We start from the raw sequence: 24,479 nt of genomic DNA on the forward strand, positions 1-24,479 counted from the left end.
CTCAGGATGGGCGAGGGCGCGAGGGCCAGGCTGAGGGGCTGGGTCTACAGGAAGCGGGACGTCGGCGGCAAGATCTTCATAGTGCTCAGGGACTCGGAGGGAATACTCCAGGTGGTCATAGACCGCTCCCAGGCGCCGCGGGAGGCGGTGGCTGAAGCCGAGAGGGCCGACATCGAGGCGTCGGTGGAGGCGGCCGGGGTGCTGGCCCGGGATCCCAGGGCGCCGGGGGGCGTGGAGCTGAGGGCGCACCACTTCAAGGTCTACGGGGAGTCCAGGAACTTCCCCATCAAGGGCGGGGAGGGGGTCGACTACCTCCTGGACGTGCGGCACCTCTGGGTGAGGAGCAGGCGCCTCACGGCGGTGTGGAGGATAAGGCACACAGTGCTCAAGGCGCTGAGGGAGTACCTGGAGAGGAACGGGTGGTGGGAGGTCTCCCCGCCCATCCTGACGCAGTCAGCAGTCGAGGGGGGCGCCACGCTCTTCGAGGTCAACTTCTTCGGCAGGAAGGCGTACCTGAGCCAGAGCGCCCAGTTCTACCTCGAGGCCCTCATCTACAGCCTGGAGAAGGTGTGGAGCCTCACCCCGAGCTTCAGGGCGGAGAGGAGCAGGACGAGGAGGCACCTCTACGAGTACTGGCACCTCGAAGTCGAGCAGGCGTGGGCGGGCATGGAGGACCTCATGAGGATCGGGGAGGAGATGGTGGCTTACACCGTCGACGCCGTGCTCCGGGAGAGGCTGGAGGAGCTGAGCCTCCTGAAGAGGGACACGGAGCGCCTGGAGCCCGCCAGGAAGCCGGGGTACCCGAGGATAACGTACGACGAGGCCCTGGAGATCCTGAGGAGGAAGGGGGTCGACTTGAAGTGGGGCGACGACCTGGGGGCGGACGAGGAGAGGCTGCTGACCGAGGAGTTCGAGACCCCCTTCTACGTCACACACTTCCCGAAGCAGATCAAGAGCTTCTACATGAAGACTGACAGGAGCAGGCCCGACGTGGTGCTGGGCTTCGACCTCCTAGCGCCCGAGGGGTACGGGGAGGTCATCGGCGGCAGCGAGAGGGAGGACGACTACGAGGTCCTCTACGCCAGGATAGTGGAGGAGGGCCTGAACCCCGAGGACTACAAGTGGTACCTCGACCTGAGGAGGTACGGCAGCGTCCCCCACGCGGGCTTCGGCCTGGGGGTCGACAGGCTGGTCATGTGGATAGCAGGCCTCGACCACATCAGGGACTCGATCCCCTTCCCCAGGTTCAGGGACCGCATCTACCCCTAACCCGCCCCTGCCGGGGGATCCCGGGCAGTGCCGGCTGGGAGGGCGTGCGCCCTCTTCACGGGGGGCAAGGACAGCACCTACGCCCTGCTCAGGGCGGTCAGGGAGGGCTACGAGGTCGCCTGCCTGGCCACCGCCGAGCCGGAGCGGGGCGACAGCTGGATGTTCCACGCCTCCAACATCCACCTCGCCCGCCTCGCTGCGGAAGCCATGGGGCTCGGGGGCAGGCACGTCTGGATCAGAGTGAGCGGGGTCAAGGAGAGGGAGGTCGACGAGCTGCTGGAGGGGCTCAGGAGGGCGAGAGAGGAGTACGGCTTCGACACCATAGTCGTGGGCGCCATCGCCAGCCGCTACCAGAAGGCTAGGGTGGAGCGCGTCGCCAGAGCCCTCGGGGCCAGGGTCTACTCCCCCCAGTGGGGCATGGACCCGCGGGAGTACCTGCTCCTCCTCGTGAGGGAGGGGGTGAGGTTCATCATAACCTCGATAACGGCGATGGGGATCCCTCCCAGGCTCCTCGGCGTACCAGTGGACGAGGCGGTCGCCCGGGAGCTGCTACGGCTCGCCGAGAGGTACGGCTTCAACCCGGCGTTCGAGGGGGGAGAGGCGGAGACCCTGGCCTTCGACTCGCCTCTCCACAAGCAGGGCAGGGTGTGCCTGGAGGCCCGCAGGGTCACGCGCTCCGAGTTCACCCACGAGCTAGTCGTCGAGAGGGCCTGGATCTCCAGGGGCGGGCCCTGCATCATAGTCGACGGCTCCACCCTCGCCTGACCCCCCGCCGGGGGGATCCGTGGATTCACCGGTCCCCATACGGCATCGGGGCTTAAGAGCATGGGGCGGAAAGCGCTTCCAGCAGTCTTGGCCGGGGCTTAATCCACTCCATCCAAGGCGGCAACGACTATTTCCCGTGCACCACTTACTCGAGGGCTCCGGGGATTGGTGCTTGAACACTGGCGGGCGTGGGGTCGACGGTGAGGCGAGGCGCTACGAGGAGCTTTTCCCCTTCACCGACGTGCCAAGGATCCCGCTCGACACTGGGGCTCCGCACCTCGGCGGCATATACCTGACGGACTCGACGCTGAGGGAGGGCCAGCAGGGCTGGAGGCCCCTCACGGTGGAGGAGGGGGTCAGGGTCTACGAGCTGCTCGCCGAGCTGAACGGTGGAGGCGACGCTATACGCGCCACGGAGGTGTTCCTCTACACCAGCAAGGACAGGGAGCTGGCGAGGAGGCTGCTCAGCTACGGCTACGAGTACCCCAAGGTTATCGGGTGGATCAGGGCGCGGCGGGAGGACCTGAGGCTAGTCAGGGAGGCCGGGCTTGATGAGACCGTCATACTCACCTCGATATCGGACTACCAGATATACGACAAGCTCGGCCTCACGAGGAGGGAGGCGATGGAGAAGTACCTCTCGGTCGTGGAGGAGGCGCTGAGGAGCGGGGTCAGCGTGAAGTGCGCCCTCGAGGACGTGACGAGGGCAGACCTCCACGGAATGGTCATCCCGTTCGTCAGGCGCCTCCTCAGGCTAGGCGAGAGGTACGGCGTTAGGGTGGGGGTCAAGCTCTCCGACACTCTGGGCCTCGCCCTCCCCTTCCCGGAGGTCCCGCCGCCGCGCGGGCTCCCCGCCCTCGTCAGGGAGCTGAGGAGGCACACCGGCCTGCCCTGCGACGCCCTGGAGTTCCACGGCCACAACGACTTCGGCCTCGCCGTGGCGAACCACCTGGCCGCCTGGGTCTACGGGGCCTGCGGGTCGAACTGCACCCTCCTAGGGCTCGGCGAGAGGAGCGGCAACTGCCCCCTCGAAGTCATGCTTATCCACTACGCCGGGATAAAGGGGTCCCGGGGCGTGAACCTCAAGGCAATAGCGAGGGTGGCGGAGTTCTTCGAGTCCATAGGCTACAGGGTGCCCCCATTCCAGCCCGTGGTGGGCGAGAACGCCTTCAAGACCAAGTCGGGGATACACATAGACGGCCTCCTCAAGAACCCCAGGATCTACCTCCCACTCGACCCAGTATCGGTGCTCGGCATGCCCTACTCAGTCGTGGTCGACCAGTACTCCGGCAGGTCCGCCATAGTCTACTGGCTCAAGCACCGGCTCGGCGTGGAGGTCGGCAAGGACCACCCTGCAGTCGAGGCTATCTACAGGGCGGTGGTGGAGGAGTTCAACAGGGGTAGGAGGGAGCCGCTGAGCGACGAGGACCTAGCCAGGCTCGCCAGGAGGTACCTCCCCCACCTCCTCGAGGAGGCCCTCGGGGATCCCGGGAGGGCGGCCTAAGGACCCCGGGGCGCTGCGGACTACCTCACGGCGTGGAGGAGGCGCTCCGAGTTAGCCCTTGCAGCCTCCAGCACTTCCTGCTCGCTCACGCCCCTCTCCCGGGCTATGATGCCCACGGCCTCCCTGATGAGGAGGGGCGTGAGCCTGAGGCCCCTGTAGTTGTAGGGGCCGTCGCTCTCCAGCACTATGTAGCCGAGCGGGGCCTCCCTGGCTATCTCCAGGTGCTTCCTCTGAATCTTCAGCGCGGGGTTCAGCGAGACCTTGAGGCCCGCCTCGCCTATCACGTACATGAGGTCCCTGGGGCCGGTGTACCAGTGGAACATCGCCCTCTCCACGCAGGCGTCCGCGAGTATTGAGAGCGTCTCCCTCCAGGCGCCGGGGGCGTGTATGTTGAGGAAGCCGCCGACCTCCACCGCGTAGTCCACGAACTTCCCAAAGACCTGGACCTGGGTCTCCCACGTCTCCGGGACGAACTTCTTGTCGAGCCCGACCTCCCCCACGCAGGCCACGTCGCTCCTGTATGCCATCCTGATTAGCTCGTCGACCTGCGAGAGTGGCTCCTTACCTATGTTCCAGGGGTGGAAGCCCACGCAGGGGACCACCCTGTCAGGGTACTCCTCGTGGAGGCTGAGCACCGCCTGGAAGCTCTCGACGTCCTCCGAGACGGATACCAGTACGATGCCCGGATCGCTCTCTATTATACCCCTAACCTCGTCCCTGCTGAACTCGTATAGGTGAACGTGCATGTCATAAATCCTCTGGCTCGCCATCGCACTTCCCGCCGACCCCCAGGGATGCCTCGGAGTTAAAGTACTCGCGCAGGCTCGGGGCGGCGGCTAGCAGCAGCGCGGCGGGCAGCAACACCACGATTAGCTGGGCGAGACGCCACGTCACGAGGGAGTGGGGGTCGAGGTACACGCTGAGCGAGAACTCCACCGCCCCGCTACCGCCCGGGGTCGGGAAGATGATGGCCACGTAGGTGGCGGCCACCCCGCCGAGGGCGGCAGGGAGGAGGTAGAGCCCACCAGACCCGAGGGCCTGAGGGCCGAGCTTAGCAGCCACAACGCTGAAGGCTTCAACCATGTACGCTGCCACGGTTAGCAGCGCGAAGTAAGCCGAGAAGTCCGCCTGCCTAACCTGGGCGAGGGCCTCCACGTAAAGCCTGCGGTGTAGCTCGATCATACACCTCAGCCTAGCCGGTAGCCGCAGCCGCTCGTAAACCCTCTCAGCCAAGCCGTCTCTGGACGCCGCCAGGACCCCCGTGAGCCACAGCGCCGAGGTGAGCAGTGAGAGGAGAACCACGAGGGCGCTCCGGGGCAGGAGGGGTAGAGCGGTAGCCAGCGCAACCAGCGAGGCTGTGAGTGAGTCTGCGAGGCCCTCAAGCGTCGCAGCCCCCAGGGCGCTCCCCACGTGGAGCCCCGTGTAGGCCCCGACAAGCGCCGCCCTGGTAGGCGCTGAGGCAATGCCGGCCGGGGTTGCGAGCCCCGCAAACTTGCCGAGGAGCCTAGCGGCTAGCGCGTGCCTGAACCTGAGCCCTCCACCCATCCGGCGGGTGACCAGCACGAGCCTCACGGCCCTCAAGGCCTCAGCTGCGAGTATGAGGCCCGCGGCTAGCGCCAGCCGCCTAGGGTCCGCCTCCGCCAGGAGCCTCGCAAGCTCCCGGGGGCCGCCGGCCACCGCTGAAAGCGCCAGGGCCACTGTGACGGCGAGCAGCGCCGACCAGGCGGCGAGGTGCCTGCTACCGCTCCCACCCCCCGCCGAGCCCTCCAAGCCCTCCTGCATAACTAGACCCGCTCCCCGTCAACGCGCTCGCATAACCCCTGTCAGGCCTCTGCTGGTTTAAAACCGTGAAAGCCGGGTAAGGCTCCCCGCGGAGGCCCCGCTGTCAAGGAGCATGAAGGCCTCTCCTGTGGTCGGCTAAAAACGGCTGCTGTAGCCAGCGGCCCCGCTTTCCTGCTAGGGCGCCGGGTTTACTTGGACTCCTGGAACTGGAGGACGTGCAGGATAGTATCGGCTAAGTGCTGCGGCTTCGTGTACCATTTGTCGTAGTTGTACTTCTTCCCTTTATAGGAGAGCTCCACTATCTCACCGGCGTCCCTCACAGTCATGACTACGTCGGTGCCGCGGATGAGGCTAAAGCTCGACTTGCCCCTTGGCAGTATCTTCAAGTTGTACTTCGAAATCTCCGGCCTTATTATCTCGATTAGCTGCTGTATGTACTCGCTCATCCCTCGTTCACCGCGGTGACCCCCCATTAACTACGGGTTTTAAAGGTAGATGAATCACGGCTGGGGCTTAAGGGGGGCCGCTATTCGCTCGCTTAGCCGTGATTCGCCAACCAGTTAACCATGCAACTTAATACTACGAGCGGGGTGCATTCATCAGTGGCGGGGGTGATTCTTTACGAGAGCCGATGACGTTAAACGGGTAACTGTCGTCGGAGCCGGTGTTGTGGGCTATGGGATAGCCGAAGTCGCCGCCGTTAGCGGCTTAGAGGTTTTCCTAGCCGACGTAAGCGGTGGAGCAGAGGGGAGCGTGCTGGAGGAGATACGCCGGAGCCTCTCGAGGCTCGCCGAGGAGGGCTTGCTGGAGGAGAGCGTTGACGCGGTTATGTCCAGGGTAAAGCTGGTGAGGGTCGTGGGCGGCGAGTTCAGCGGCGAGCTCGCGAAAGCGTTGTCTGAGAGCGACTTCATGATAGAAGCGGCGCCGGAGAGCATAGAGTTGAAGAGGAGGGTCTTCGCTTTCGCCGATGAGCACATGCCCGCGCACGCGGTGATGGCGACAAGCACCGGGGGCCTGCTGGTTTCCGAGGTAGCCGCCGCTACCCGGAGGCCCGAGAGGGTTGTAGGCATGCACTTCCTCAACCCGCCCCAGGAGGTGCCCCTCGTTGAGGTGGTGAGGGGTGAGAGGACGAGTGATGAGGCGCTCCAGCTCGCCGTGGAGCTGGCGAGGAGGTTTGGGAAGCAGCCGGTAGTCGTCAAGAGGGATGTCCCCGGGTTCATAGTCAACAGGGTCCTCGCGAGGTTCCTGAACACGGCGTGCTGGCTCGTAGCCAAGGGCGTAGCCAGCATAGTCGAGGTCGACGGCGCCGCGAGGTACAGGCTAGGCCTCCCCATGGGGGCCTTCGAGTTCGCCGACTACGCCGGGGTGGACCTGCTCTACCAGGTGTGGAAGGCTATGGCTGAGAGGGGCTTCAAGGTGCACCTGTGCCCCCTCTACCGTGAGAAGCTTGAGAAGAAGGAGTATGGAGTGAGGGCTGGGAGGGGCTTCTACCAGTACCCCGCCCCCGGGGAGTACGCTAGGCCCGGCATACCCGGGGAGGCCGGCGGGAGGGTTGACCCGGTAATCCTGATAGCGCCCGCAGTCAATGAGGGGGCGTGGCTGCTTAGGAACGGCGTGGCGGAGAAGGAGGACATCGACAAGGCTGTGAGGCTGGGCCTCGGCTGGCCCCGGGGAGTCTTCGAGTACGCCGACGACTACGGGGTCGACGCTGTCGTGGAGGCGTTGAAGAAGCTGAGGGAGGAGACCGGCTTCGAGGAGTACGACCCAGACCCCCTCCTAATCAGGATGGTCGGGGAGGGTAGGACGGGCAGGAAGGCCGGCAGGGGCTTCTACGAGTACAGGGCCGAGGAGATCGTGAGGGATACCATCATCGTGAGGATCGAGGAGCCCATAGCCTGGGTGGTCCTCAACAGGCCTAGGAAGCTCAACGCGCTCAACCCCCAGATGGTCAGAGAGCTCTCGGAGACCCTAGACATGCTGGAGGACAGGGACGACGTTAGAGTAGTGGTGCTGCGAGGCGAGGGCAGGGCCTTCAGCGCCGGGGCGGACGTCACAGCCCTCGCCAACGCGACCCCCATAGAGGCGGCCAGGTTCGCCAGGAGGCTCCAGGAGCTCACGCTCAAGATGCAGTTCTACACCAAGCCAATCATAGCGGCGCTCCACGGCTACGTTCTAGGCGGCGGGCTCGGGCTAGCGCTCAGCGCCGACATAAGGGTGGCGAGCGAGGACGCAGTGCTGGGCCAGCCCGAGGTAAGCCTGGGCCTCGTGCCCGGCGCCGGGGCCACGCAGAGGCTGCCACGCCTCATCGGCAGGGGGAGGGCGAAGGAGTTGATCCTCACCGGTAGAACGGTGACGGCCAGGGAGGCGGAGAGGATGGGGCTCGTGGAGAGGGTGGTGCCGCCGGGGAGGCTCGAGGAAGAGGCCAGGAGGCTCGCCCTGGAGCTCGCCGGGAAGCCTCCGCTAGCCCTCATGGCGGCGAAGCACGCCCTCGAGTATGGCTTGGAGTCCAGCATATGGGCCGGCCTCGCACTGGAATCCCAGCTCTTCAGCCTACTCCTCGCCGCGGAGGACGCCAGGGGAGGCGCGCCGCGGCCGGAGGGGAGGGAGCCCCGCTTCAAGCGGGCGTAACCCCTTGAACCCCCTCCAGCCTTCAGGGCCCCACGCTAAGGATTAAACCCCAAGAGACTTCCCTCCTTAACGCGCCCCCCATCGAGGGGGTAGCCGGGTCGTCTAGCGGCCCAGGATGCGGGGCTTTGGCCCCCGTGACCGGGGTTCGAATCCCCGCCCGGCTGCCACGAGGCAGGGCCTGCTCTCCTCCTCCACGCCTCCCCCGGGCGGCTAGAGCGTGGGGGCCGCCACCTTGGAGAGCCTGGGCTGGGGCGCTGGCTTCTGCCCCCTGGTGATGAGCCAGACCCCGAGGTAGACGAAGGGCGTGTCGGCTAGTGCTACGATTATCTTGGCGGCCCACATCGTCAGTATCATGGAGACCACTTGGGACGCCGGTAGCACGCTGGTGAAGGCTATCGTGCTGAACAGCGTCGAGTCTATCAGCTGGCTCACGATGGTGCTCGCGTTGTTCCTGAGCCAGAGCCACTTTCCGTGGGTTACCTCCCTCCACTTCCAGAAGGCCCACACGTCGTGGTGCTGGCTCACGAGGTACGCCACGATGCTCCCCAGGACTATCCTGTACTGGGGGCTGAAGACTCTGGAGTACAGCTCCTGCATCTCCTCGCTGAGGGCTGGGACCAGCTGCCCCAGGGGTATTAGGATGAACATGCCCAGCTCCGCTGCGAGGCCGCCCCAGACTATGTAGATGGCGGGGCGCTTGCCGTAGACCTCGTCCACTATATCGGTTATTGGGAAGGTGATGGAGTACGCTACGGTGCCCGCCGGGACGACCAGCGTTAGGAACCCTAGCTTCCACACGCCAATCTTCACGCCAGCCATGATGTTAGCCAGCACTATGGCACCGCCGAAGAGGCCGGATAGGGTCAAGAGTATGGCTAGATCCCTATCGCTCAACGTCGGAGTCTTCGCCTCCGAGGAGCCCACGGGGCGCCACCTAGATCTGGGGCTTCGACAGCTCCTGCCCCCTTAAAGGGCTTCCGCGGCCCACCGGTGCCCCACTGCTCACATGCCCGCCGGGGCGATGTGCGGGCCACTCCCGGGCTCCTCGGCTTAGGCCCCTAGAGTGGCCGCAGCCCCAGGATCCTCCTGGCAGCCCGGCGGGTGAAGGGGTCTATGAGGGCAAGGATCCCCAGGTAGAGGGCTAGCGACGCAGTGAAGCCGGGTAGCATGGCTTCTAGCTGGCTCCAGAAGCGGGGGTAGCTGGCGCTGGTCCTGAACGCCTCTGAAGCGGCTAGGGCTACGGCTGGGTAGAGGGCCGCTGCCCCCGCGTTCCCCTTGAGTAGGGCCCTAAGGCTTGGGGGCGCCCTGGCGAGTAGGAGGGCGTTGAGTAGCAGGGTCGCCGCGAGGTACGCCAGGGCCCAGAGCGTGGCCTTCAACTCTGGGGTCTCGGCGAGGGGTAGGAGGAGCGCTTCCAGTGAAACGTACGCCGTGGTGCCGGCTAGCGCCGTTAAACCTAGGGCCCTGAGCTCGCCCATGCTCTCGCGGACCCTCCCCCCCACCGTGCCCCCGAGTATGTTCAGGAGCACCTTGGACAGCACGTCCAGGTAGGCGGCGGCAGCCGTGAGGCGCAGCGCCCTCGAGGCCCAGGAGTACCCCGGGTTCAGGAGGTAGAGGACGGGCCCCGCGTTAGCCAGCGCGTAGCCCGAGATGAACGCGGCCGGGATTAGCGTGAGCCTAAGCGTGCCGACGGCGCTCTCCACCCTGCCCCCGCCGAGGAGGAAGCCAGTCAGGTACACTGAGGCCGCTGCCACAGCCTCAACCGCAAGCGTGAAGGGGGCCCTCACGGCGAAGTAGGCCGCGACAACGAGGCCCCCGCCGAGGGGGTAAGCGATGGCTACGTCGAGAGCGTTCACCAGCCTCGCCAGGCTGGAGGGTAAGGAGGCCGAGGAGCCCTTGGCCCACTCGCGCACCAGAGCCAGGTACCCCCTCAGCCCCCCGCGCAGCCGCTCCAGCCTCCCCCGGAGCCACCGGGCGGCTAGCACGGCGGCCGCCGAGGCTGAGAGGGCGACGGAGGCGAGGGCCCCCGCAAGGCCCCCGCCCAGGTAGTAGACTAGGAGTATGACGCACAGCGAGTAGAAGACCCTGTAGAAGAGCTGGAGGACCGGGTGCCTAAGCGGCCGGGCGGCGTTGACCAGGTTCAAGAGCCCCTGGTAGGCGGTGAAGGCGCCCAGCGCCGCCGAGGCTAGTAGGGAGGCTGGGAGGCCCAGCCCCAGCCACCCGGCGACGGCGAAGCCGGCGGCGGAGGCGATGACCCCAGCCAGGGCCGCGACGAGCACGCCCGCCCCCACGGCGCCCTCCACACCCTGGGCCGTGTACCTGTAGGCCCAGAACCCGAAGACGCCGATGAAGAAGCCTGCGACGAGGGACACCCTCCTGGTTAGCGTCTGGAACGCCGCGTACGAGGCCGGGTCCAGCCTCCTAACGAGGACCAGGCTCGCCGCGGCGCTGGCGAGGAGAGCCGCTAGTGTGACAGCAGCCCTGAACGCGACCACCGCCGCCGGGCCAAGGCGAGTACCCCGCCTAGGCACCCCTGAGTCCCCTTACCAAAGCCCGGGGAGCCCTGGGGTCATGGGTTGAGGCATAATTGCCCAGCGCCACGGCCCAGAGCACTGCAAGGCAGCTTTGCGGGAGGCTCTCCACCACCCGGGGGGCGAGAGGCTAGGGTGGCGCGTGGGGGTTCGCCGCTGTGGCGTGCATGCTTCAGCAGAGCCCGGCCCGAGGCTAACTTATGAAGCCCCCCGGAGTGGGTGGGTTAGGGGTGAGGGCGTCGCGGAGGGGTCTCGCTGGGCGTTGAGGGCTCCCCTCGTAGACGTGGAGTACTGCGCGCAGCTGGCTTACGAGACTATGGTGGGTTTGAGAGTTAGAGTCGTTGGGGTGCAGCGGCTGGCCGCGGAGGAGGGCGCCCCCGGGGGGGATGGCCCCCTGCTCGTCCTGGTTAAGAGTCTGAACTCGAGCATAGACGAGCTGCCCGTGATGGCGTCGATCATTGAAGCCGCGCGTGGCCTCCCGGGGGGCGTGGAGATTTACGAGTACGAGAAGCTCGGAGGGGAGGGTGACAGGTACGCTAAGCTAGCCAGGCTCGTGAGGGGGGCCATAGAGAGGGGCAGGCCCTTCATAGCGCTAGTCCCCCAGCTCATGACTGTAAGGCTCCTCCAAGGCTTAAGCCCCGGCGTGGCCGAGGCGCTAGAGGCGAGCGCCACGGCCGTGGTTGAGGTGGAGAAGGAGGACCTCCTATACCTCCCCAGGTACTCGAGGAGCGGCCACATCGAGCTAGTCGCCAAGGAGAGCAGCGCCTCGAGCCCCGAACGGGCGAGGTTCCTCGAGCGCCTCGCCGCCGAGAGGGGTTTGAGGGTTTCGGGGGTTAAGCGGCTGCCCGACAACTCGGGGATCCTGGAGTACGTGCTTGAGGGCGGGCTCTGCACCGCCCTGGAGAGGGTGCCCGTGACCAGGCTGGCTAGGCTTCTCTACTCCACCTTCAACTGCACAGGCCTCTCCAGCCTAGTTGAAGACGTGCTAACGGGTGGCAGCCCTCACGACAGGTCCCTCCTGACGATCTACTTCTACGCCGCGCCCAGCCACGTGGTTGACCATGCACTCGACAGGCTTACCGACGTCGCCGGGCTGGGGTGGGTCAGGGTGGGTGACCTGCTGAGCGGCGTCTCCAGGTGGCTCATCGAGCCGGTCAAGGCCGAGCTGGCCAGGGACGTGGCCAGAATCCTGGAGAGATGGTGGTGCAAGGGTTCAACCCGCGCGGGCCCATCAAGGCCAGCGTAAGTCTCCGCCTCTCACGCCGACCCTTCCGCCGTCCCCACCGGGGCAGCCGAGTACCGGATCCTAGCACCCGGCCCACGAGGGAGGCTTTAGCCACGGGGCGAGGCCAAGAAGCGTTTAAAAAGCCTTAGTTTGCGAATTTTAGGCTCAAATGGCGCCTTAGCCAGGGTCTTGGCGCAGGCGCCGGGTGAGTAGGGTAGTGCAAGCTCCTCTGAGGAGGTTGCTCCTGGACATACTAAAGCCCATAAAGGGCCCCTCCATCGTTGACGTAGCACGCTCTCTGGCAAGCCTACCTGGAGTCGACGGGGTCAACATAACCGTGAAGGAGATTGACGTCGACACCATAACGCTGAGCATGACTATTGAGGGGAGTAACATTGACTTCAGCCAGTTGCAGAGCAAGCTAGAAGAGCTTGGATGCGTCATACACAGCATAGACCAGGTGGTCGCCGGCAAGAAGATTATCGAGGAGCCGAGGCTCGAGGAGTGAAGCCGGCCAACAGCGCGTTGCCAAGGTGCAGCTTCCAGCTCTTTAGCAGCTCGAGGCCCCGGCCCCGCCCCTCGGGGCTGGCTGCCCGCGGCGCCGGACCTTCGCAATGCGCCGCCTCGCGGAGTCTAAGCTGTTTTAAGGAGCCCCTCATGGAGGGTATTTTTGAATACGAAATAACTGCGGCGTAGCCGGGTTTGCGGGAGAGGATGGGGGTCTTGGCCCTCGACGCTTTGTGGGTTGCCGGGAGGGTTATGCTGGCGCTGGCAGTAGCGTTGCTGGTCGCCGGGATAGTGGCTGACGTTGCGGGGGCTAAGGTGGAGTCAACCTACTCGTCGGAGGTCCCTGTGAAGGGGTCTTTCTCGGCGGCTGCCATCATGGTGTCGACGCCGACCTCGGCTCAGAGGGTTACGGTTAACGTAACCGGCGCTAAAGCCGTCTACTACATTAAAGTCCAGGGGGACCCTATTAACCTGCTTCTCCAGGCGGTGAGGGTTGGAGTCAGGCTTAGCAACCAGGAGGTCCACCACGACTTCAGGGCAGGCGTTATAGTAGGCCACGCTACGATCGAGGCGAACCCCCTAGTCTTGATGGGGGTAATCGCGCAGGCCTCCAGCGCGAACATGGCGAAGACGGCTGAGGGAGGCCTGGTAGTGGAGAGCCTGGAGGAGAGGGAGGGCTTGATAGTGGTGGCAATCCCCGACGACAACGTGACTAGGCTGCCCTACAAGGTTGACTGCAGGATTGTGGGGTACTCCAGGATGTCGAATGACACGCTTTCAGCCGTAAGCATAGCATTGGCCGCTGTGGGGTTCAGCTTCATACTAGCCTACAGGAGGGCCAACGCTTAAAAGCCAAGAGCGGGCAGGGGGCTTCTAGCGCTGAGCAAGACCCGGGGGTGGGAAGGGGTGCCTGTGGAGATCACTGACTTGGAGGAGTTCATTAAGATCACGGAGCGCGCGGTCGAGTGCAGGGTTAAAAGGGTTAGGAAGTCGAACATCGTGAAGGTGAAGGCTAGGACTAAGAGGTACCTGTACACCTACAAGACCACCGAGGACAAGCTGGAGGAGGTACTCTCCAAGGTGAAGTGTAAGAAGGTAATCGACGTGGACAAGGGGGAGGAGGTGAAGCCGAAGTCCTCCTAGCGCCCCCTACCGCCTCTCCTCTCCAGGCTGCGCTGGTGGGAAGGGGAGCCCGCAGAAGTCCAGCTTCTCCCGGGGCTTTACGCCGGGCTCCGGTATCGGCTTACCGTGGGGGCACACCCTAGGCTTGCCCAGGAGGTCGTGCAGCCTCTTCACCACATCGCTGGGTAGGCGGTCGCAGACGGCTAGGCTGACAATCCTAGCGGTGTCGGCGTCGAGGCCCACCTTGCAGAAGAGGGTCTCGAGGACGCCCACCTTCCAGAGGTGCTCCACGAGCTCCTTGAGGCCCTTCTCCGTCAACCTGGCGCCAACGCCCGGGCACACCTCCACCAGCCCCTTGGATGACATCCTTCTAACCATTATGCTAACCGTGGAGGGGGCGACGTTAAGCGCCCTAGCCAGGCTGGTTATCCTGACGTAGCAACCCCTCGGTAAGCCTCCTAGGCAGTATATTGCTCCTAAGTAGTCGTAGAGCCTATTGGAATACCCCAGCCCCTCCGGCATTACATCCCACACCCTGGAATGCATGGTTTACGTGAGTCCATATATTTTTGTTTGCTCATTTATTGGATTCGCCGCCCCAATACGCTACCCTACGTCTTGCGCCGCATTCTCTTGCACCGCCCTCCCCCTCAGGGTTCGAGACGCCTGGAGGCGAGGGTCCGACCCCGGCTCTCCCGCCGTCGCCCTCTGCACGCGTCGACTGCCCACGGGCGAGCTCCACGTGCACGGTTAGGTCTATGCCCTTCGACTCCAGGGTTGACATCACCTCGTCGGCAAGCATGTCTGCGGCCTGCGCCGGCATGTCCTTGGGCGGGGAGACAATGGCGTCGCCCTGATACCTGCCCGGGACTACGCGCCTCAGCCTGAGCCTGTTGACCGTGAAGCCCCTCGCCTCAAGCTCTCGCCTCACAAGCTCCGACACTTCTAGGTCTGTTTGGTCCGATAGGCTCGCCACGATCCAGTTGGCTTGCTTTGCCGCCTCGTACAGGATGAATGCCTCTATGACCCATGCTCCGGCGTAGTCTATGATGTAGCTTAACGCAGCGCCCCCTGCAGCCGAGATTATTGAAATGAAGCTCTCGAGGATCTCGCTGGAGGTGAAAGCGGCCACGGAGGCCCCCACGGGGCCGACCCTGCGCAGTAGGGCCACGGCTCCAGTGTAGAAGGCGAGACCCACAAGGGCGTAGACTACTGCCTCGCCGCTGACGCTGTAAGGCCTTACACCGGCCAGTACGGCGAAGCCTACTCCAGCCGCGAACGTGAAGAGGAGGAGGGTGTAGATCACCGCGCCATACGCCAGCCTTTCATGGCCGTACGGGTGGTCGAGGTCCGGCGGCTCGGCAGCCCTCCTCAGCCATACCACCAGGAAGACGCCTGAAAGCACTGCAGCCACGCACGTCGCACCGTCGACGAGGAGCGCCTTGGAGCCATACAGAGCCCCGCCTAGCAGCTTGGCGGCCGCCCCCATAACGGCCAGCACCAACCCCGCCACGGCTTCACGCAGCGACGCAGCCCTGTTGGGCCTCAGCAACCCCGTCTCAGGCATGACGCCCTCCACGCGTTTACACGGCTCCATCCGCAGGGAGCCTTAAAGCCGGGTGGAGCCTAATTGCACCGCCGCCTTCATCCATGAAGTAGGGCGTGGAAGCCTTTTAGGAGAAGCCGTCATGGAGCGCTTGGCAGAACGGCGTTCTCGTACTCATAAGTGATTGACCCGCTGCCGTTACATACAAACTGTTTTTAAGTAGAACTTGACTACTCTAATAGTGACTGCGAGAGCGTGGGGTGTGGGGAGAATGCCTAAGTTTGGCGAGTTGATCTACACCCAGGAAGAGGCTCCCCAGCAGGTTATCTCAAAGGCTGAAACCCACACGCCCAAGATCGAGGCTCCAGACGTCGTTAAGAAGGGCGAGCCGTTCGAGGTCAGGGTGAAGGTTGGCCCCCACGAGATGAAGCTGAACCACTCGATAAGGTACGTGGAGCTATGGTTCTACGAGGAGGGCAGGCCGTACAACCCCGTCAAGCTAGCGACCATTGTCTGGGAGCCGGAGTACACCGAGGCCGAGGGCAGCGTGAAAATAGCGCTTAAGAAGAGCGGGACCCTTTACGCTATAGTCTACTGCAACCTCCACGGCCTCTGGGAGGCAAGGAAGGAGATCAAGGTCCAGGAGTAGCTTGAGAGCAGGGGTTAAAGCCCGTCCACCCACTTTTTAAACTAAGACCCGGGGGGCAACAGGTCTTTAAATGGGGCCGATGGGCTAGTGGCTATGCTAGTATATGCGCCCCTTATCGAGTAGGCCCAGGAGCTCGTCCAAGTCTATCTCGCCGAGGCCTATCATGTAGTCCCCCGCGCCGTAGCTGATCAAAAACCTATCCCCCTCGAGCCTCCATAGGCCGCATGGGAAGATGGTGTATGGCCTGTCACCGAATACCTCGTAGGGAAGCTTCGGCTCCATTATGTACGTCGGCGTGACGGCTTTCACTATTATCCCCTCGGTTTTCGAGTACTCTAGCAGCATGGCGTAGAGGCGGTAGGCTTTTAAATCATTATCCACGCCGTGTAGCAGTGCTATTATCTCGTTACTTCCAATCCTTATTGGGGGCGTTGCCCACCCGATCCTGCTCTCGAAGGCTGCGTTGTCAGTCACCCATACAGTGTCATCCACGGTTACCTCCTTCAACCCGTCGGCCCCGTCTCTCGACTTCTTTAAGTCTACCCTGCTAACCGTTAGGTAGAAGCTGTCATCATCCATGTGAGGCCTGTGAAATAGTAGCAGGTCACCGCCGAAGTCAACCAGGAAAGCGTCCTTATCGCTTACAACATGCTCCCTCAGCTCGGGTGGGAGCACGTATACGTGCACCTTCCTCCACACATGGTAGTTGCCCACCCTGACAGCAGTCACCGGCACCGTCCTCTCCCTGTGAATGCGTGGGTCGAAGTAGTTCACGGTCCTACCCGTGTACGTCATGTATAGCTTGCCGTCTAACTCGTACACCCTCGGGTCCTCTGTGCCCCACAGGTCGTATCTGGTTGAGGGGTATACTGCCAGCTGGCATGCATAGCGGTTCATGTTAACGCTGCCAGAGTACAGGTCTTCCAGCGGCACCCTCAGCGCCACTATTGCCGAGACGTACATGTAGTACCCTACTATTATCCTGGCGTAAATGATGGCTTCATCATTGTCGACTATTAACGAGGGGTTGAAGGCTGCTACGGGGTTACTTACAGGGTAGTTATTTAAATAAATGCGATGAGGCGCTATAACACCTAGCCTACGAACAATATCCTCTGTTTCGAAGCGCCTAGCAGTAGCTGCCTCCCTAAAGCCCTGAGCCCTCTTAAAGTGCAGGCCATATCTAGGCCTATACATAGCCCGCTCGACCCTGCATTTAGTGGGGGTCGATAGCCTCGCTGCGCCCCGTCCATAAATAATTATCGCATTAATAATTATCGCATTACATGCTTGCCGGCCGGCTCGGCTGCAAGGACACCCGGGAGGGCGTCACCCAGACGGGGATCCCTGAAGCAGCCGGGCCTTGGCGATGCGCCTAGCTACTCTGACGCCTCGCCCTGGCCGGGGGAGGCGGTGGCCCGGGGGCTTGCGTGCTGGTTTGAGTTGCGGCCTTCAAGCCCCGGCGTAAGGTATTTTTATTGTCCCCAGGCTCTTGGTTTGTGGTTCTGCGAGGGCGTGTCTGGTGATGCTTCCGGGCTATGCGCCTTTAAGCGGTAGTGTTAGGCTCTACGAGGTTGGCTTTAGCGTGATCGTCGACTTCTTCTACAAGCTCGCCGAGGCGGCTGATAGGCTGAGGGAGGAAGGCCTCTGGATGGCGTATGGCCCCGAGAGGCTCCCGGAGTCCATCACCGTGCCCCGCCGGGGGACGCTGAGGGTGAAGCTTGGCTTCCCAGTGTACCAGAAGGGAGGCGTGGTCATGGACGTGACTAACGTTGAGCAGGCTGGTATAGCGGAGGATGCCGGCGCCACTGCGGTGATGGTACTGGACAAGCTGCCCTACGACGTGAGGAAGTCGGGCGGCGTCGCGAGGATGGCTGACGTGAAGGTTATAGAGGAGGTTATGAACAGCATCACGATACCCGTGATGGCCAAGGTCAGGATTGGCCACTACTACGAGGCCCTCATACTCGAGACGATAGGCGTGGACATGATTGATGAGAGCGAGGTCCTCACGCCGGTGGATGAGAAGCACCACATAAACAAGTGGCTGTTCAAGGTGCCCTTCGTGAACGGCGCCAGGAGCCTCGGGGAGGCGCTGAGAAGGATCACGGAGGGCGCCGCTATGATCAGGACGAAGGGGGAGGCCGGCACCGGGAACGTTGCGGAGGCTGTTAGGCACATGAAGCTGATAATGGGTGAGGTATGGTCCCTCAGGGCGCTCCCCGCGGAGGAGAGGCTGAGGAAGGCCAGGGAGCTGGGGGTTCCCGTGGAGCTCGTGGACCTCACCGCGAGGCTGGGCAGGCTGCCCGTGGTGAACTTCGCCGCCGGCGGCATTGCGACGCCCGCCGACGCCGCGCTGATGATGTGGCTAGGCGCGGACGGCGTCTTCGTCGGGAGCGGGATATTCAAGAGCAGGGACCCGCCGGAGAGGGCTTCGGCCATAGTCCTCGCCGCCAGCATGTGGGACGACCCGGAGGCTGTCGCGGAGGCGCAGAGGATGATAAGCGAGCAGAAGAGCATGATGGGTATCGACATTAGGAGCCTGAAGCCGGAGGAGCTGCTCCAGGTGAGGGGGGCGGAGGCTTGAAGATAGGCGTCCTAGGCCTCCAGGGCGGAGTCTACGAGCACGTCTACATGCTGCGCAGAGCCTTCGAGGAGGAGGGGGTCCAGGGCGAGGTCGTGGTCGTGAAGAAGCCCGCGCAGCTCAAGGGGCTGGATGGGATAGTCATACCCGGAGGCGAGAGCACCACGATCGGGATACTCGCGAAGAAAGTGGGCCTCCTCGACCCGCTTAGGGACGCCGTCAAGGAGTGGCTGCCGGCCTTCGGGACGTGCGCCGGCGCTATAGTGCTGGCTGAGAAGGTCACCGACAAGGTTGTCGGCGAGAAGAAGCAGCCCCTCATCGGCGTCATGAGCATCGAGGTTGTCAGGAACTACTTCGGGAGGCAGAGGGAGAGCTTCGAGCTGGACCTGGACATAGAGGGGTTGGACGCCCCCTTCCGGGGGGTGTTCATCAGGGCCCCGGCCATGGTGAAGGCTTGGGGCGGCGCTAGGATCACGGGTAGGATTAGGCATAACGGGGATGAGGTGGGCGTCGTAGCCGTTCAGGGGCCGCACCTGGCCACAGCCTTCCACCCCGAGCTGACTGGGGACACCAGGCTTCACAGGCTCTGGCTCAGGGGCATCAAGGCTTGAGCCCAGCCTGCCCGCCCCCCTTCTTCCCGAGCAGGGCTATGTAGAACCCCGGGGTGCCGTGCTCGGCCGGCGTGAAGCGGAGGCCCCCGTACGCCCTCCTGGCCCTCGCCGCCGCCCACGCCGGGGGCTCCAGGGGCTCGAGGCCCAGGCTCTCGGCGTACTCCACGTTTTGCTCGGCCTCCTCCCAGGTTAGGGTGCAGACGCTGTAGAGGACCACCCCGCCCGGCCTGGCGAGCCTGGCGGCGGCGTCGATGAACCCCCGCTGGTAGCGTGACGCCGCCACAGCGTCGCGTAGGCCCCTCTTATCGTAGACCTTGGGCCTGACGCCGAGGTTGCTGCACGGCGGGTCCACTATGACCCTGTCAACCCTCCCCTTGAGGCTTGAGAGGGGGCCGGGGAGGCTTCGGGAGTCACCGGCGACGACCTCCACCCAGTGGAGCCCGAGCCTCTCGAGGTTCTCGCGCAGCCTACCCACCTTGCTGGGCCTATCCACTGCCACGACGCGCGAGGAGGGCCCCGCGAGCTGCGCGGCGTAGCTCACCTTCCCCCCGGGCGCCGCCGTGAGGTCCACTATTAAATCCCCGGGCCTCGGGTTGAGGAGCTTCACCGCCACCATGCTCGGGAGGCTCTGGCCGTAGATGAGGCCCTCCTCGAACCCCGGCAAGTCCCGGACCCTCGGAGCCCTGTAGCGGGGGTAGAGGATCCTCACGGCCACCCCCCTCCTGGACTCCACGATCTCCCTGTACCCCATGACGGCGACGCCTGAGCCCACCACGACGCCGTTCTCGGAGACCACGGTGACCTCCATGCCAGGCCTGAGGCTCCTGGGGGCGTACGCCACCCCGGGGGCGTAGAGGTCGCTCCCCATGAGCACCGACTCAGCCGCCCTCTTGTCGGCGACCACCTTCACGTCGAACACAGGCACCTCCAGGGGGCCCTCGACGGGATGCCATATCGCCTCCTCGACGTCCGGGTCCCTCTCGAACCTCAACCCGCGGCTCCGCAGCAAGTCAAGGTACTCCTCGACGCTGATTTTTAGAGTGTTGACTCTAACGTAGAGCCTGCTCGTCGGGGCGAGGAGCGCCTTGATCTCCCTGCAGACGCCCCCGGGCCCGCCGAGCACCGGCTCCAGCCTCTCGAGGAGCCCGGCGTCGTACTCGAGCGGCGTGCCGCACGCTCCAGTCAAGCCTCCCCTACCCGCAGGCGTCCACGAGGGGGAGGGACGTTATGGTAGCCATTAAACCGCCGGGGAGCCCTCTAGCCTCCGCGGTGGCCGCGCATGCCTAGGGCCTTGATCCTGACTGCCCCGGGCTTTGAGGACGTGGAGCTCCTATACCCGTACTGGAGGCTTATAGAGGAGGGCTTCGAAGTCGTGATAGCCGCTCCCGTGAAGGGTAGGATCAAGGGCAAGGTTGGCTACGAGGTCGAGGCCCACCTGTCATTCGACGAGGTTAACCCTGAGGAGTTCGACGCCCTAGTCCTCCCCGGCGGCCGGGGGCCCGAGAGGGCGAGGCAGCACCCCAGGGCCAAGGAGATAGTCAGGCACTTCGTCGACGCCGGCAAGCCCATAGCCGCAATATGCCACGGCCCCCAGCTCCTCATCAGCGCAAGGGCGGTTAAGGGAAGGAGGCTCACCAGCTACCCCGGCATCAGGGACGACATAGAGGTCGCCGGGGGCGTGTGGGTAGACGAGCCGGTCGTGGTCGACGGGAACCTCGTCACCGCCAGGGTCCCCGCCGACATACCATTCTGGATGAGGGAGTTCATCAGGATCCTCAGGCAGAGGTACCCCACACCCTCCTAAGGCCGTCAAGCCTTATGCCCCCAACCCTGCAACACCCCAGCCTGGGCGGGTGGTGAGGAAAGTAGTGGGCGGGGAGGCCCCCCGGGAGTCCCGGGGGCTGGTGACCCCGGCCCGCCGCTTCTGAGCCCTGCCCCCTTGAGCTTCCCCGGCACGCTCTGCTGCGTGCTTTAGACTGCAGCCCCCCGCACGTGAAGCCCTGGGGGGCTCCCCGGGCTGGTCGGGTTGGCGTCCTGCACGCTTGTGATCGCCGGGTTCGAGTTCGAGGTCACGGGTAGGGCTAGGGGCGGGGGCATCCCCGTGAGCCTCCTCGAGCTGGATGCCGAGTATGGTGTTTACGGGGAGAGGCTGGCCGGCCTGCTCCTCGCCGGGTTCAAGCTCGACTGTGGCGATGAGGGGCTTGAGTCGAGGGTTGCGGCGGCCGCCAGGGCCTATAGGAGGAGGGTTGCGGCGGAGCAGGTCCACGACTTCGCCCTGCGCCTCGGCCCCATGGCCTCCCACGCGGTGCTCCGGCCCTCCTACGTTGCGGTCTCCAGGATGAGCATCCTCTCCGGGATCCACGGGTGCAGGTATGAGGAATACCTCTCCAGGCCCGGCGCCCTCGAGGAGCTCGACCGCCTGTACGAGCCTTTCACGGCTGAAGTCGCGGAGCCCGCGGGGGGCGGCTGGTATAGGCCGAGGCCCCTCCGGGCGAGGGAGGCGGTCAAGGCGTTCACGGCGGCGCTCCGCGGCGCCGGGGCCCGGGCGGCGAGGGCGGCCCCTAGGCCCTTGGCCCTGGTGGAGGCCTGCCCGGCCCGGGGCGTGGCCGGGATCCTAGGGGAGCCCTGGAGGCTGGCCAGGATCCCGGAGGGGGAGCTGCTCCTCTCCTGCAGCGGCGCGGCCCGGCTGGCTTCGAGGTATGTTGGGGAGCCCGTCGAGTGCAAGGCGCCGTGGCTTGCGTCGTCGACGCTCGTCTGCACGGGTGCCGGGGGCAGGGTTGCGGTTAAGGAGTACTACAGGATGGCGTTCAAGTGGGCCGCCGTCCGGCCCGTGGCCGTGGGCTTCGTGAGGTACAGGGTCACGCCGAAGTCCAGGCTCGCCGCGGAGTACAGGTACTTGAGGCTGCTCAGGCCCATCGCCGGCACCCCGCGGGTCCACGGCGTCTGCCTCGACTACGCCTACGCCGCGATGGCGAGGGAGTACGTGGAGGGATCCCCGGTGCTGGCCTCGAGGGATCCCGGGGACTGGAGGCTCGCCGCCACCCTCCTCGCCTCGATCCACAGGGCAGGCTACGCGGTGGGGGACCCGAACCCGGGCAACATCATAGTCTCCGGGGGGAGGGCTAGGCTGATAGACGCGGAGCAGGCCCGGGGCTACACCCCGAGGGCCGCCGCCTGGGACCTCGCAGTATTCGCGGTGCACGCAAGGATATTCAGGGTCCCCATGGAGCTGGTGGAGGAGGCTCTCAAGGCCTACAGGGAGGCCTCGGGGAGCCTGTGGGGGGAGGTCTCCAGGATCCTCGCCAGCCCAAGGATCTGGGTCAACCTCGCGATAGCGCCGGTGGAAGCCTTCAAGCTGCAGAGGCTCGCCAGGAGGCTCCGCGGCTGAGCAGTTTTTTGGAGATGAGCAGCCCCCCGGGCTCGGGGTGCGTGGCCAGGTGGGCTACAGGCAGGCACGCTGGGATGAGCCGCTCATCCTAGAGATGGGCTTGAGGGGGAGGAGGGGCTACCTGCCCCCGCGCCTCGAGCCCGGCGTGGCCGAGGAGGTTGGCCCGCTCGAGGTGCCCGTGGAGGTTAGGAGGCGGGACCTGCCCAGGCTCCCCGAGGTCAGCGAGGTCGAGGTGGTCAGGCACTACGTTAGGCTGTCCCAGATGAACTACGGAGTCGACTCCGGCCCCCTGCCGCTCGGGAGCTGCACGATGAAGTATAACCCGAAGCTCCCGCTGAGGTACCTTGGCGACCCCTCCTTCGCGATGCTCCACCCCTACCAGGACGAGGAGACCGTGCAGGGGATCCTCCAGGTACTCTACGAGATGCAGGAGTGGCTCAAGCACGTGACGGGCATGGACGTGTGCACCCTCCACCCGAGCGCGGGCGCCCAGGGCGAGCTCGCCGGGGTCCTGACGATAAGGGCCTACCACGACGTCAAGGGCAACGAGGGCAAGGACGAGATGATCGTGCCGGACAGCGCCCACGGCACGAACCCGGCGAGCGCCGCGATGGCCGGGTTCAAGGTTGTGGAGGTCCCCACAGCGCCGGACGGGAACGTTGACATGGAGGCGCTTAAGGCGGCGGTTTCAGGCGCGACAGCGGGGCTCATGATAACCAACCCTAGCACGCTCGGCCTCTTCGAGGAGAGGATACTCGAGATAGCCGACCTAGTCCACTCGGTCGACGGCCTCCTCTACTACGACGGGGCTAACCTGAACGGGATAATGGGCTACGCCCGCCCCGGAGACATGGGGTTCGACATCGCCCACCTCAACGTTCACAAGACGTTCGGCGCCCCCCACGGCGGCGGGGGCCCCGGCGCGGGCCCCGTCTGCGTGAGGGACCGCCCCGTCAAGGGGGGCCTGAGGCTGAGCAGCCTCCTACCCGGCCCGGTCGTGGTGAGGGAGAGCGGGAGGTTCAGGGTCAAGTGGCCCGAGCCCCCCGCCCCCGGGGCGCTGAGGGGGACGATAGCGAACACGGGCGTGGTGCTCTGGGGCTACGTCTACATGCTCCTCGCCGGCGCCCGCGGCCTGAGGGAGGCCACGGAGCAGGCGGTGCTCAACACGAACTACTTCCTCCACCTAATGAGGGGGGTCAAGGGGTACAGCCTCCACTACGGCGAGGGGAGGTGGAGGAAGCACGAGGCGGTGCTCAGCGCCCAGCCCCTCAAGGAGAAGACGGGCGTCACTGCGAAGGACGTGGCCAAAGCACTCCTCGACAGGGGCTTCTACGCCCCCACCATCTACTTCCCCCTCATAGTCCCCGAGGCGTTGATGATAGAGTTCACGGAGAGCGAGACGCTCGAGAACATAGAGGCCTACGCGAGGGCGCTGAGGGAGATAGCCGAGGAGGCGAGGCGGGACCCGGCGAGGATCCTCAGCGCCCCCCGCAACACCAGCGTTGCGAGGGTGGACGAGGTGAAGGCGAACCACCCGAGGAGCGTCACCCCAACCTGGAGGGTTCATAGGCTTAGGAGGGAGGGCAAGCTCGGCCCCCTCAGGTAGCCCGTCCCCTCAGGGGCCCCGCCGCCTTGCCCGCCTCCTTGGAGCCCCGGAGGGGTCAGCGGCGGTGTGGGAGGTACCTGAGGAGGAGTCTGACCAGCTCGGGGAGCGTCCTGGTCTGCACGAGAACCTCGGCGGGCCCCCACACCTCGACCCCCACGCCTTCGCCCCCGAGTATCATCGTCTTGAGGCCTCCTATCTTGGTGATCCTGTACTTCACGCCCTCTGGCATCGCGACGAAGTGGAAGTTGTCTATCACCACCCTCTCGCCGGCCGGCACCTTCACCCTCTCGATGCCCCCGTAGGCGTTGACCCAGACCGTGCCGTGGCCGCTGGCCTTGAGCCAGACCAGCTCCCCCTCCGCTAGGAGCCCCTTGAAACCCCTCCACGCCACGCTTAAGTCGACGTGACCGTAGTGGGCGAGGTAGGAGGAGTCCTGGATCACCCACGAGTCCCCGGTTAGATTCAACGCCTCAATGTCGCCTGGGAGCGGGGGGACCAGCCAGACCTCCGCTGGGCCACCCTCGGCCCTGTAGGTGTTGAGCCACAGGCTCTCCCCGCCCATGAACCGCCTCAGCAGCCCCTTCAAGATCCCGCCTGTGCTCGTCTTCACCGAGACCCTGCCCCTGCCGAGCATGAAGGCCCCGGCCTCGGCGGTGACCTCCTCACCCGGCTCCAGCTGGACCTTGAGCGTGGAGTAGGCGGGCCTATGGTCCACAAGCCACTTCAAAGAGGAGCGCACCCCCCAACGCGTGGGTCGCCTCGCCG

At 64.8% G+C, this 24,479-nt stretch carries 23 protein-coding genes, 1 tRNA gene and 1 pseudogene; 15 read left to right on the forward strand and 10 right to left on the reverse strand.

All coding sequences use genetic code 11. The features are described from left to right. Window positions 1–6: 6 nt before the first annotated feature. From asnS to ACYQ3J_RS05720, 3 genes are all read left to right on the forward strand, one after another. Window positions 7–1,269 (forward strand): asparagine--tRNA ligase, encoded by a 1,263-nt coding sequence (gene asnS, locus ACYQ3J_RS05710; protein ID WP_460126260.1) that lies wholly within the window; start codon window positions 7–9, stop codon window positions 1,267–1,269. Between the two features lie 27 nt (window positions 1,270–1,296). Continuing rightward, entirely contained in the window at window positions 1,297–2,034 is a 738-nt protein-coding gene (locus tag ACYQ3J_RS05715) for a diphthine--ammonia ligase (protein WP_460125706.1), read from the forward strand. 172 nt (window positions 2,035–2,206) lie between these two features. Then, window positions 2,207–3,538 carry a homocitrate synthase/isopropylmalate synthase family protein gene (locus tag ACYQ3J_RS05720; protein ID WP_460125708.1) on the forward strand — a complete coding sequence of 444 codons (1,332 nt, stop codon included), beginning with the start codon at window positions 2,207–2,209 and terminating at the stop codon, window positions 3,536–3,538. A 20-nt stretch (window positions 3,539–3,558) separates the two neighbouring features. Here the strand turns inward: ACYQ3J_RS05720 and ACYQ3J_RS05725 are convergent, their stop codons facing one another. From ACYQ3J_RS05725 to ACYQ3J_RS05735, 3 genes are all read right to left on the reverse strand, one after another. Continuing rightward, the gene (locus ACYQ3J_RS05725) at window positions 3,559–4,284 is read right to left on the reverse strand and encodes a TatD family hydrolase (RefSeq protein ID WP_460125710.1); all 726 of its coding nucleotides are present in this window, start codon (window positions 4,282–4,284) and stop codon (window positions 3,559–3,561) included. Window position 4,285: 1 nt separating this feature from the next. Then, complete coding sequence (locus ACYQ3J_RS05730; RefSeq protein ID WP_460125712.1) at window positions 4,286–5,320, reverse strand: lysylphosphatidylglycerol synthase transmembrane domain-containing protein; 1,035 nt, start codon at window positions 5,318–5,320, stop codon at window positions 4,286–4,288. Window positions 5,321–5,508: 188 nt separating this feature from the next. Continuing rightward, a complete protein-coding gene (locus tag ACYQ3J_RS05735; protein ID WP_460125714.1) occupies window positions 5,509–5,766 on the reverse strand; it encodes a hypothetical protein in 258 nt (85 codons plus the stop codon). A gap of 175 nt (window positions 5,767–5,941) precedes the next feature. Here ACYQ3J_RS05735 and ACYQ3J_RS05740 point away from each other — a divergent pair. Both ACYQ3J_RS05740 and ACYQ3J_RS05745 read left to right on the forward strand, forming a co-directional pair. Next, window positions 5,942–7,948, forward strand: a pseudogene (locus ACYQ3J_RS05740) (3-hydroxyacyl-CoA dehydrogenase/enoyl-CoA hydratase family protein); the annotation flags it as partial. A 91-nt stretch (window positions 7,949–8,039) separates the two neighbouring features. After that, window positions 8,040–8,115: transfer RNA gene (locus ACYQ3J_RS05745), tRNA-Gln, on the forward strand. A 43-nt stretch (window positions 8,116–8,158) separates the two neighbouring features. Here the strand turns inward: ACYQ3J_RS05745 and ACYQ3J_RS05750 are convergent. Together ACYQ3J_RS05750 and ACYQ3J_RS05755 are read right to left on the reverse strand one after the other, a co-directional pair. Further along, on the reverse strand, window positions 8,159–8,872 hold the full coding sequence (locus tag ACYQ3J_RS05750; protein ID WP_460125716.1) for a queuosine precursor transporter: 714 nt from the start codon (window positions 8,870–8,872) through the stop codon (window positions 8,159–8,161). Window positions 8,873–9,006: 134 nt separating this feature from the next. Continuing rightward, the gene (locus ACYQ3J_RS05755; RefSeq protein ID WP_460125719.1) at window positions 9,007–10,476 is read right to left on the reverse strand and encodes a hypothetical protein; all 1,470 of its coding nucleotides are present in this window, start codon (window positions 10,474–10,476) and stop codon (window positions 9,007–9,009) included. A gap of 262 nt (window positions 10,477–10,738) precedes the next feature. On the opposite strand from ACYQ3J_RS05755, the gene ACYQ3J_RS05760 reads away from it, so the two are divergent. The 4 genes from ACYQ3J_RS05760 to ACYQ3J_RS05775 all read left to right on the forward strand — a co-directional run bounded on the left by ACYQ3J_RS05760 (window position 10,739) and on the right by ACYQ3J_RS05775 (window position 13,351). Then, a complete protein-coding gene (locus ACYQ3J_RS05760) occupies window positions 10,739–11,722 on the forward strand; it encodes a hypothetical protein (RefSeq protein ID WP_460125721.1) in 984 nt (327 codons plus the stop codon). Between the two features lie 196 nt (window positions 11,723–11,918). Next, entirely contained in the window at window positions 11,919–12,209 is a 291-nt protein-coding gene (locus ACYQ3J_RS05765; RefSeq protein ID WP_460125723.1) for a DUF211 domain-containing protein, read from the forward strand. Window positions 12,210–12,403: 194 nt separating this feature from the next. After that, the gene (locus ACYQ3J_RS05770; protein ID WP_460125725.1) at window positions 12,404–13,057 is read left to right on the forward strand and encodes a hypothetical protein; all 654 of its coding nucleotides are present in this window, start codon (window positions 12,404–12,406) and stop codon (window positions 13,055–13,057) included. A gap of 57 nt (window positions 13,058–13,114) precedes the next feature. Then, complete coding sequence (locus ACYQ3J_RS05775; protein WP_460125727.1) at window positions 13,115–13,351, forward strand: hypothetical protein; 237 nt, start codon at window positions 13,115–13,117, stop codon at window positions 13,349–13,351. A 6-nt stretch (window positions 13,352–13,357) separates the two neighbouring features. On the opposite strand, the gene ACYQ3J_RS05780 is transcribed toward ACYQ3J_RS05775, so the two are convergent. Then, the gene (locus ACYQ3J_RS05780; RefSeq protein WP_460125729.1) at window positions 13,358–13,852 is read right to left on the reverse strand and encodes a metal-dependent transcriptional regulator; all 495 of its coding nucleotides are present in this window, start codon (window positions 13,850–13,852) and stop codon (window positions 13,358–13,360) included. 55 nt (window positions 13,853–13,907) lie between these two features. After that, window positions 13,908–14,927 carry a cation diffusion facilitator family transporter gene (locus tag ACYQ3J_RS05785; RefSeq protein ID WP_460125732.1) on the reverse strand — a complete coding sequence of 340 codons (1,020 nt, stop codon included), beginning with the start codon at window positions 14,925–14,927 and terminating at the stop codon, window positions 13,908–13,910. Window positions 14,928–15,147: 220 nt separating this feature from the next. On the opposite strand from ACYQ3J_RS05785, the gene ACYQ3J_RS05790 reads away from it, so the two are divergent. Further along, complete coding sequence (locus ACYQ3J_RS05790) at window positions 15,148–15,525, forward strand: class II SORL domain-containing protein (RefSeq protein ID WP_460125734.1); 378 nt, start codon at window positions 15,148–15,150, stop codon at window positions 15,523–15,525. 96 nt (window positions 15,526–15,621) lie between these two features. Here ACYQ3J_RS05790 and ACYQ3J_RS05795 read toward each other — a convergent pair whose 3' ends face one another. Further along, complete coding sequence (locus tag ACYQ3J_RS05795; protein WP_460125736.1) at window positions 15,622–16,722, reverse strand: glycoside hydrolase family 130 protein; 1,101 nt, start codon at window positions 16,720–16,722, stop codon at window positions 15,622–15,624. Window positions 16,723–17,050: 328 nt separating this feature from the next. On the opposite strand from ACYQ3J_RS05795, the gene pdxS reads away from it, so the two are divergent. Both pdxS and pdxT read left to right on the forward strand, forming a co-directional pair. Beyond that, window positions 17,051–18,112, forward strand: coding sequence for a pyridoxal 5'-phosphate synthase lyase subunit PdxS (pdxS, locus tag ACYQ3J_RS05800; RefSeq protein ID WP_460125738.1), 1,062 nt, complete (start codon window positions 17,051–17,053; stop codon window positions 18,110–18,112). Next, complete coding sequence (pdxT, locus tag ACYQ3J_RS05805; RefSeq protein ID WP_460125741.1) at window positions 18,109–18,720, forward strand: pyridoxal 5'-phosphate synthase glutaminase subunit PdxT; 612 nt, start codon at window positions 18,109–18,111, stop codon at window positions 18,718–18,720. The genes pdxS and pdxT overlap by 4 nt, the downstream gene beginning before the upstream one ends. Here the strand turns inward: pdxT and ACYQ3J_RS05810 are convergent. After that, on the reverse strand, window positions 18,710–19,906 hold the full coding sequence (locus ACYQ3J_RS05810; protein ID WP_460125743.1) for a PUA domain-containing protein: 1,197 nt from the start codon (window positions 19,904–19,906) through the stop codon (window positions 18,710–18,712). The genes pdxT and ACYQ3J_RS05810 overlap by 11 nt on opposite strands. A 93-nt stretch (window positions 19,907–19,999) precedes the next feature. Here ACYQ3J_RS05810 and ACYQ3J_RS05815 point away from each other — a divergent pair, with 93 nt between their 5' ends. From ACYQ3J_RS05815 to gcvPB, 3 genes are all read left to right on the forward strand, one after another. After that, complete coding sequence (locus ACYQ3J_RS05815) at window positions 20,000–20,524, forward strand: type 1 glutamine amidotransferase domain-containing protein (protein WP_460125745.1); 525 nt, start codon at window positions 20,000–20,002, stop codon at window positions 20,522–20,524. Between the two features lie 222 nt (window positions 20,525–20,746). Then, the gene (locus ACYQ3J_RS05820; protein WP_460125747.1) at window positions 20,747–22,108 is read left to right on the forward strand and encodes a BUD32 family EKC/KEOPS complex subunit; all 1,362 of its coding nucleotides are present in this window, start codon (window positions 20,747–20,749) and stop codon (window positions 22,106–22,108) included. Between the two features lie 37 nt (window positions 22,109–22,145). Further along, window positions 22,146–23,714: an aminomethyl-transferring glycine dehydrogenase subunit GcvPB gene (gcvPB, locus tag ACYQ3J_RS05825; RefSeq protein WP_460125749.1), complete on the forward strand. Its 1,569-nt coding sequence runs from the start codon at window positions 22,146–22,148 to the stop codon at window positions 23,712–23,714. A gap of 55 nt (window positions 23,715–23,769) precedes the next feature. On the opposite strand, the gene ACYQ3J_RS05830 is transcribed toward gcvPB, so the two are convergent. Beyond that, window positions 23,770–24,441 (reverse strand): TIGR00266 family protein, encoded by a 672-nt coding sequence (locus tag ACYQ3J_RS05830; protein ID WP_460125751.1) that lies wholly within the window; start codon window positions 24,439–24,441, stop codon window positions 23,770–23,772. Window positions 24,442–24,479: the final 38 nt, after the last annotated feature.

This window comes from Stetteria hydrogenophila (assembly GCF_054657575.1).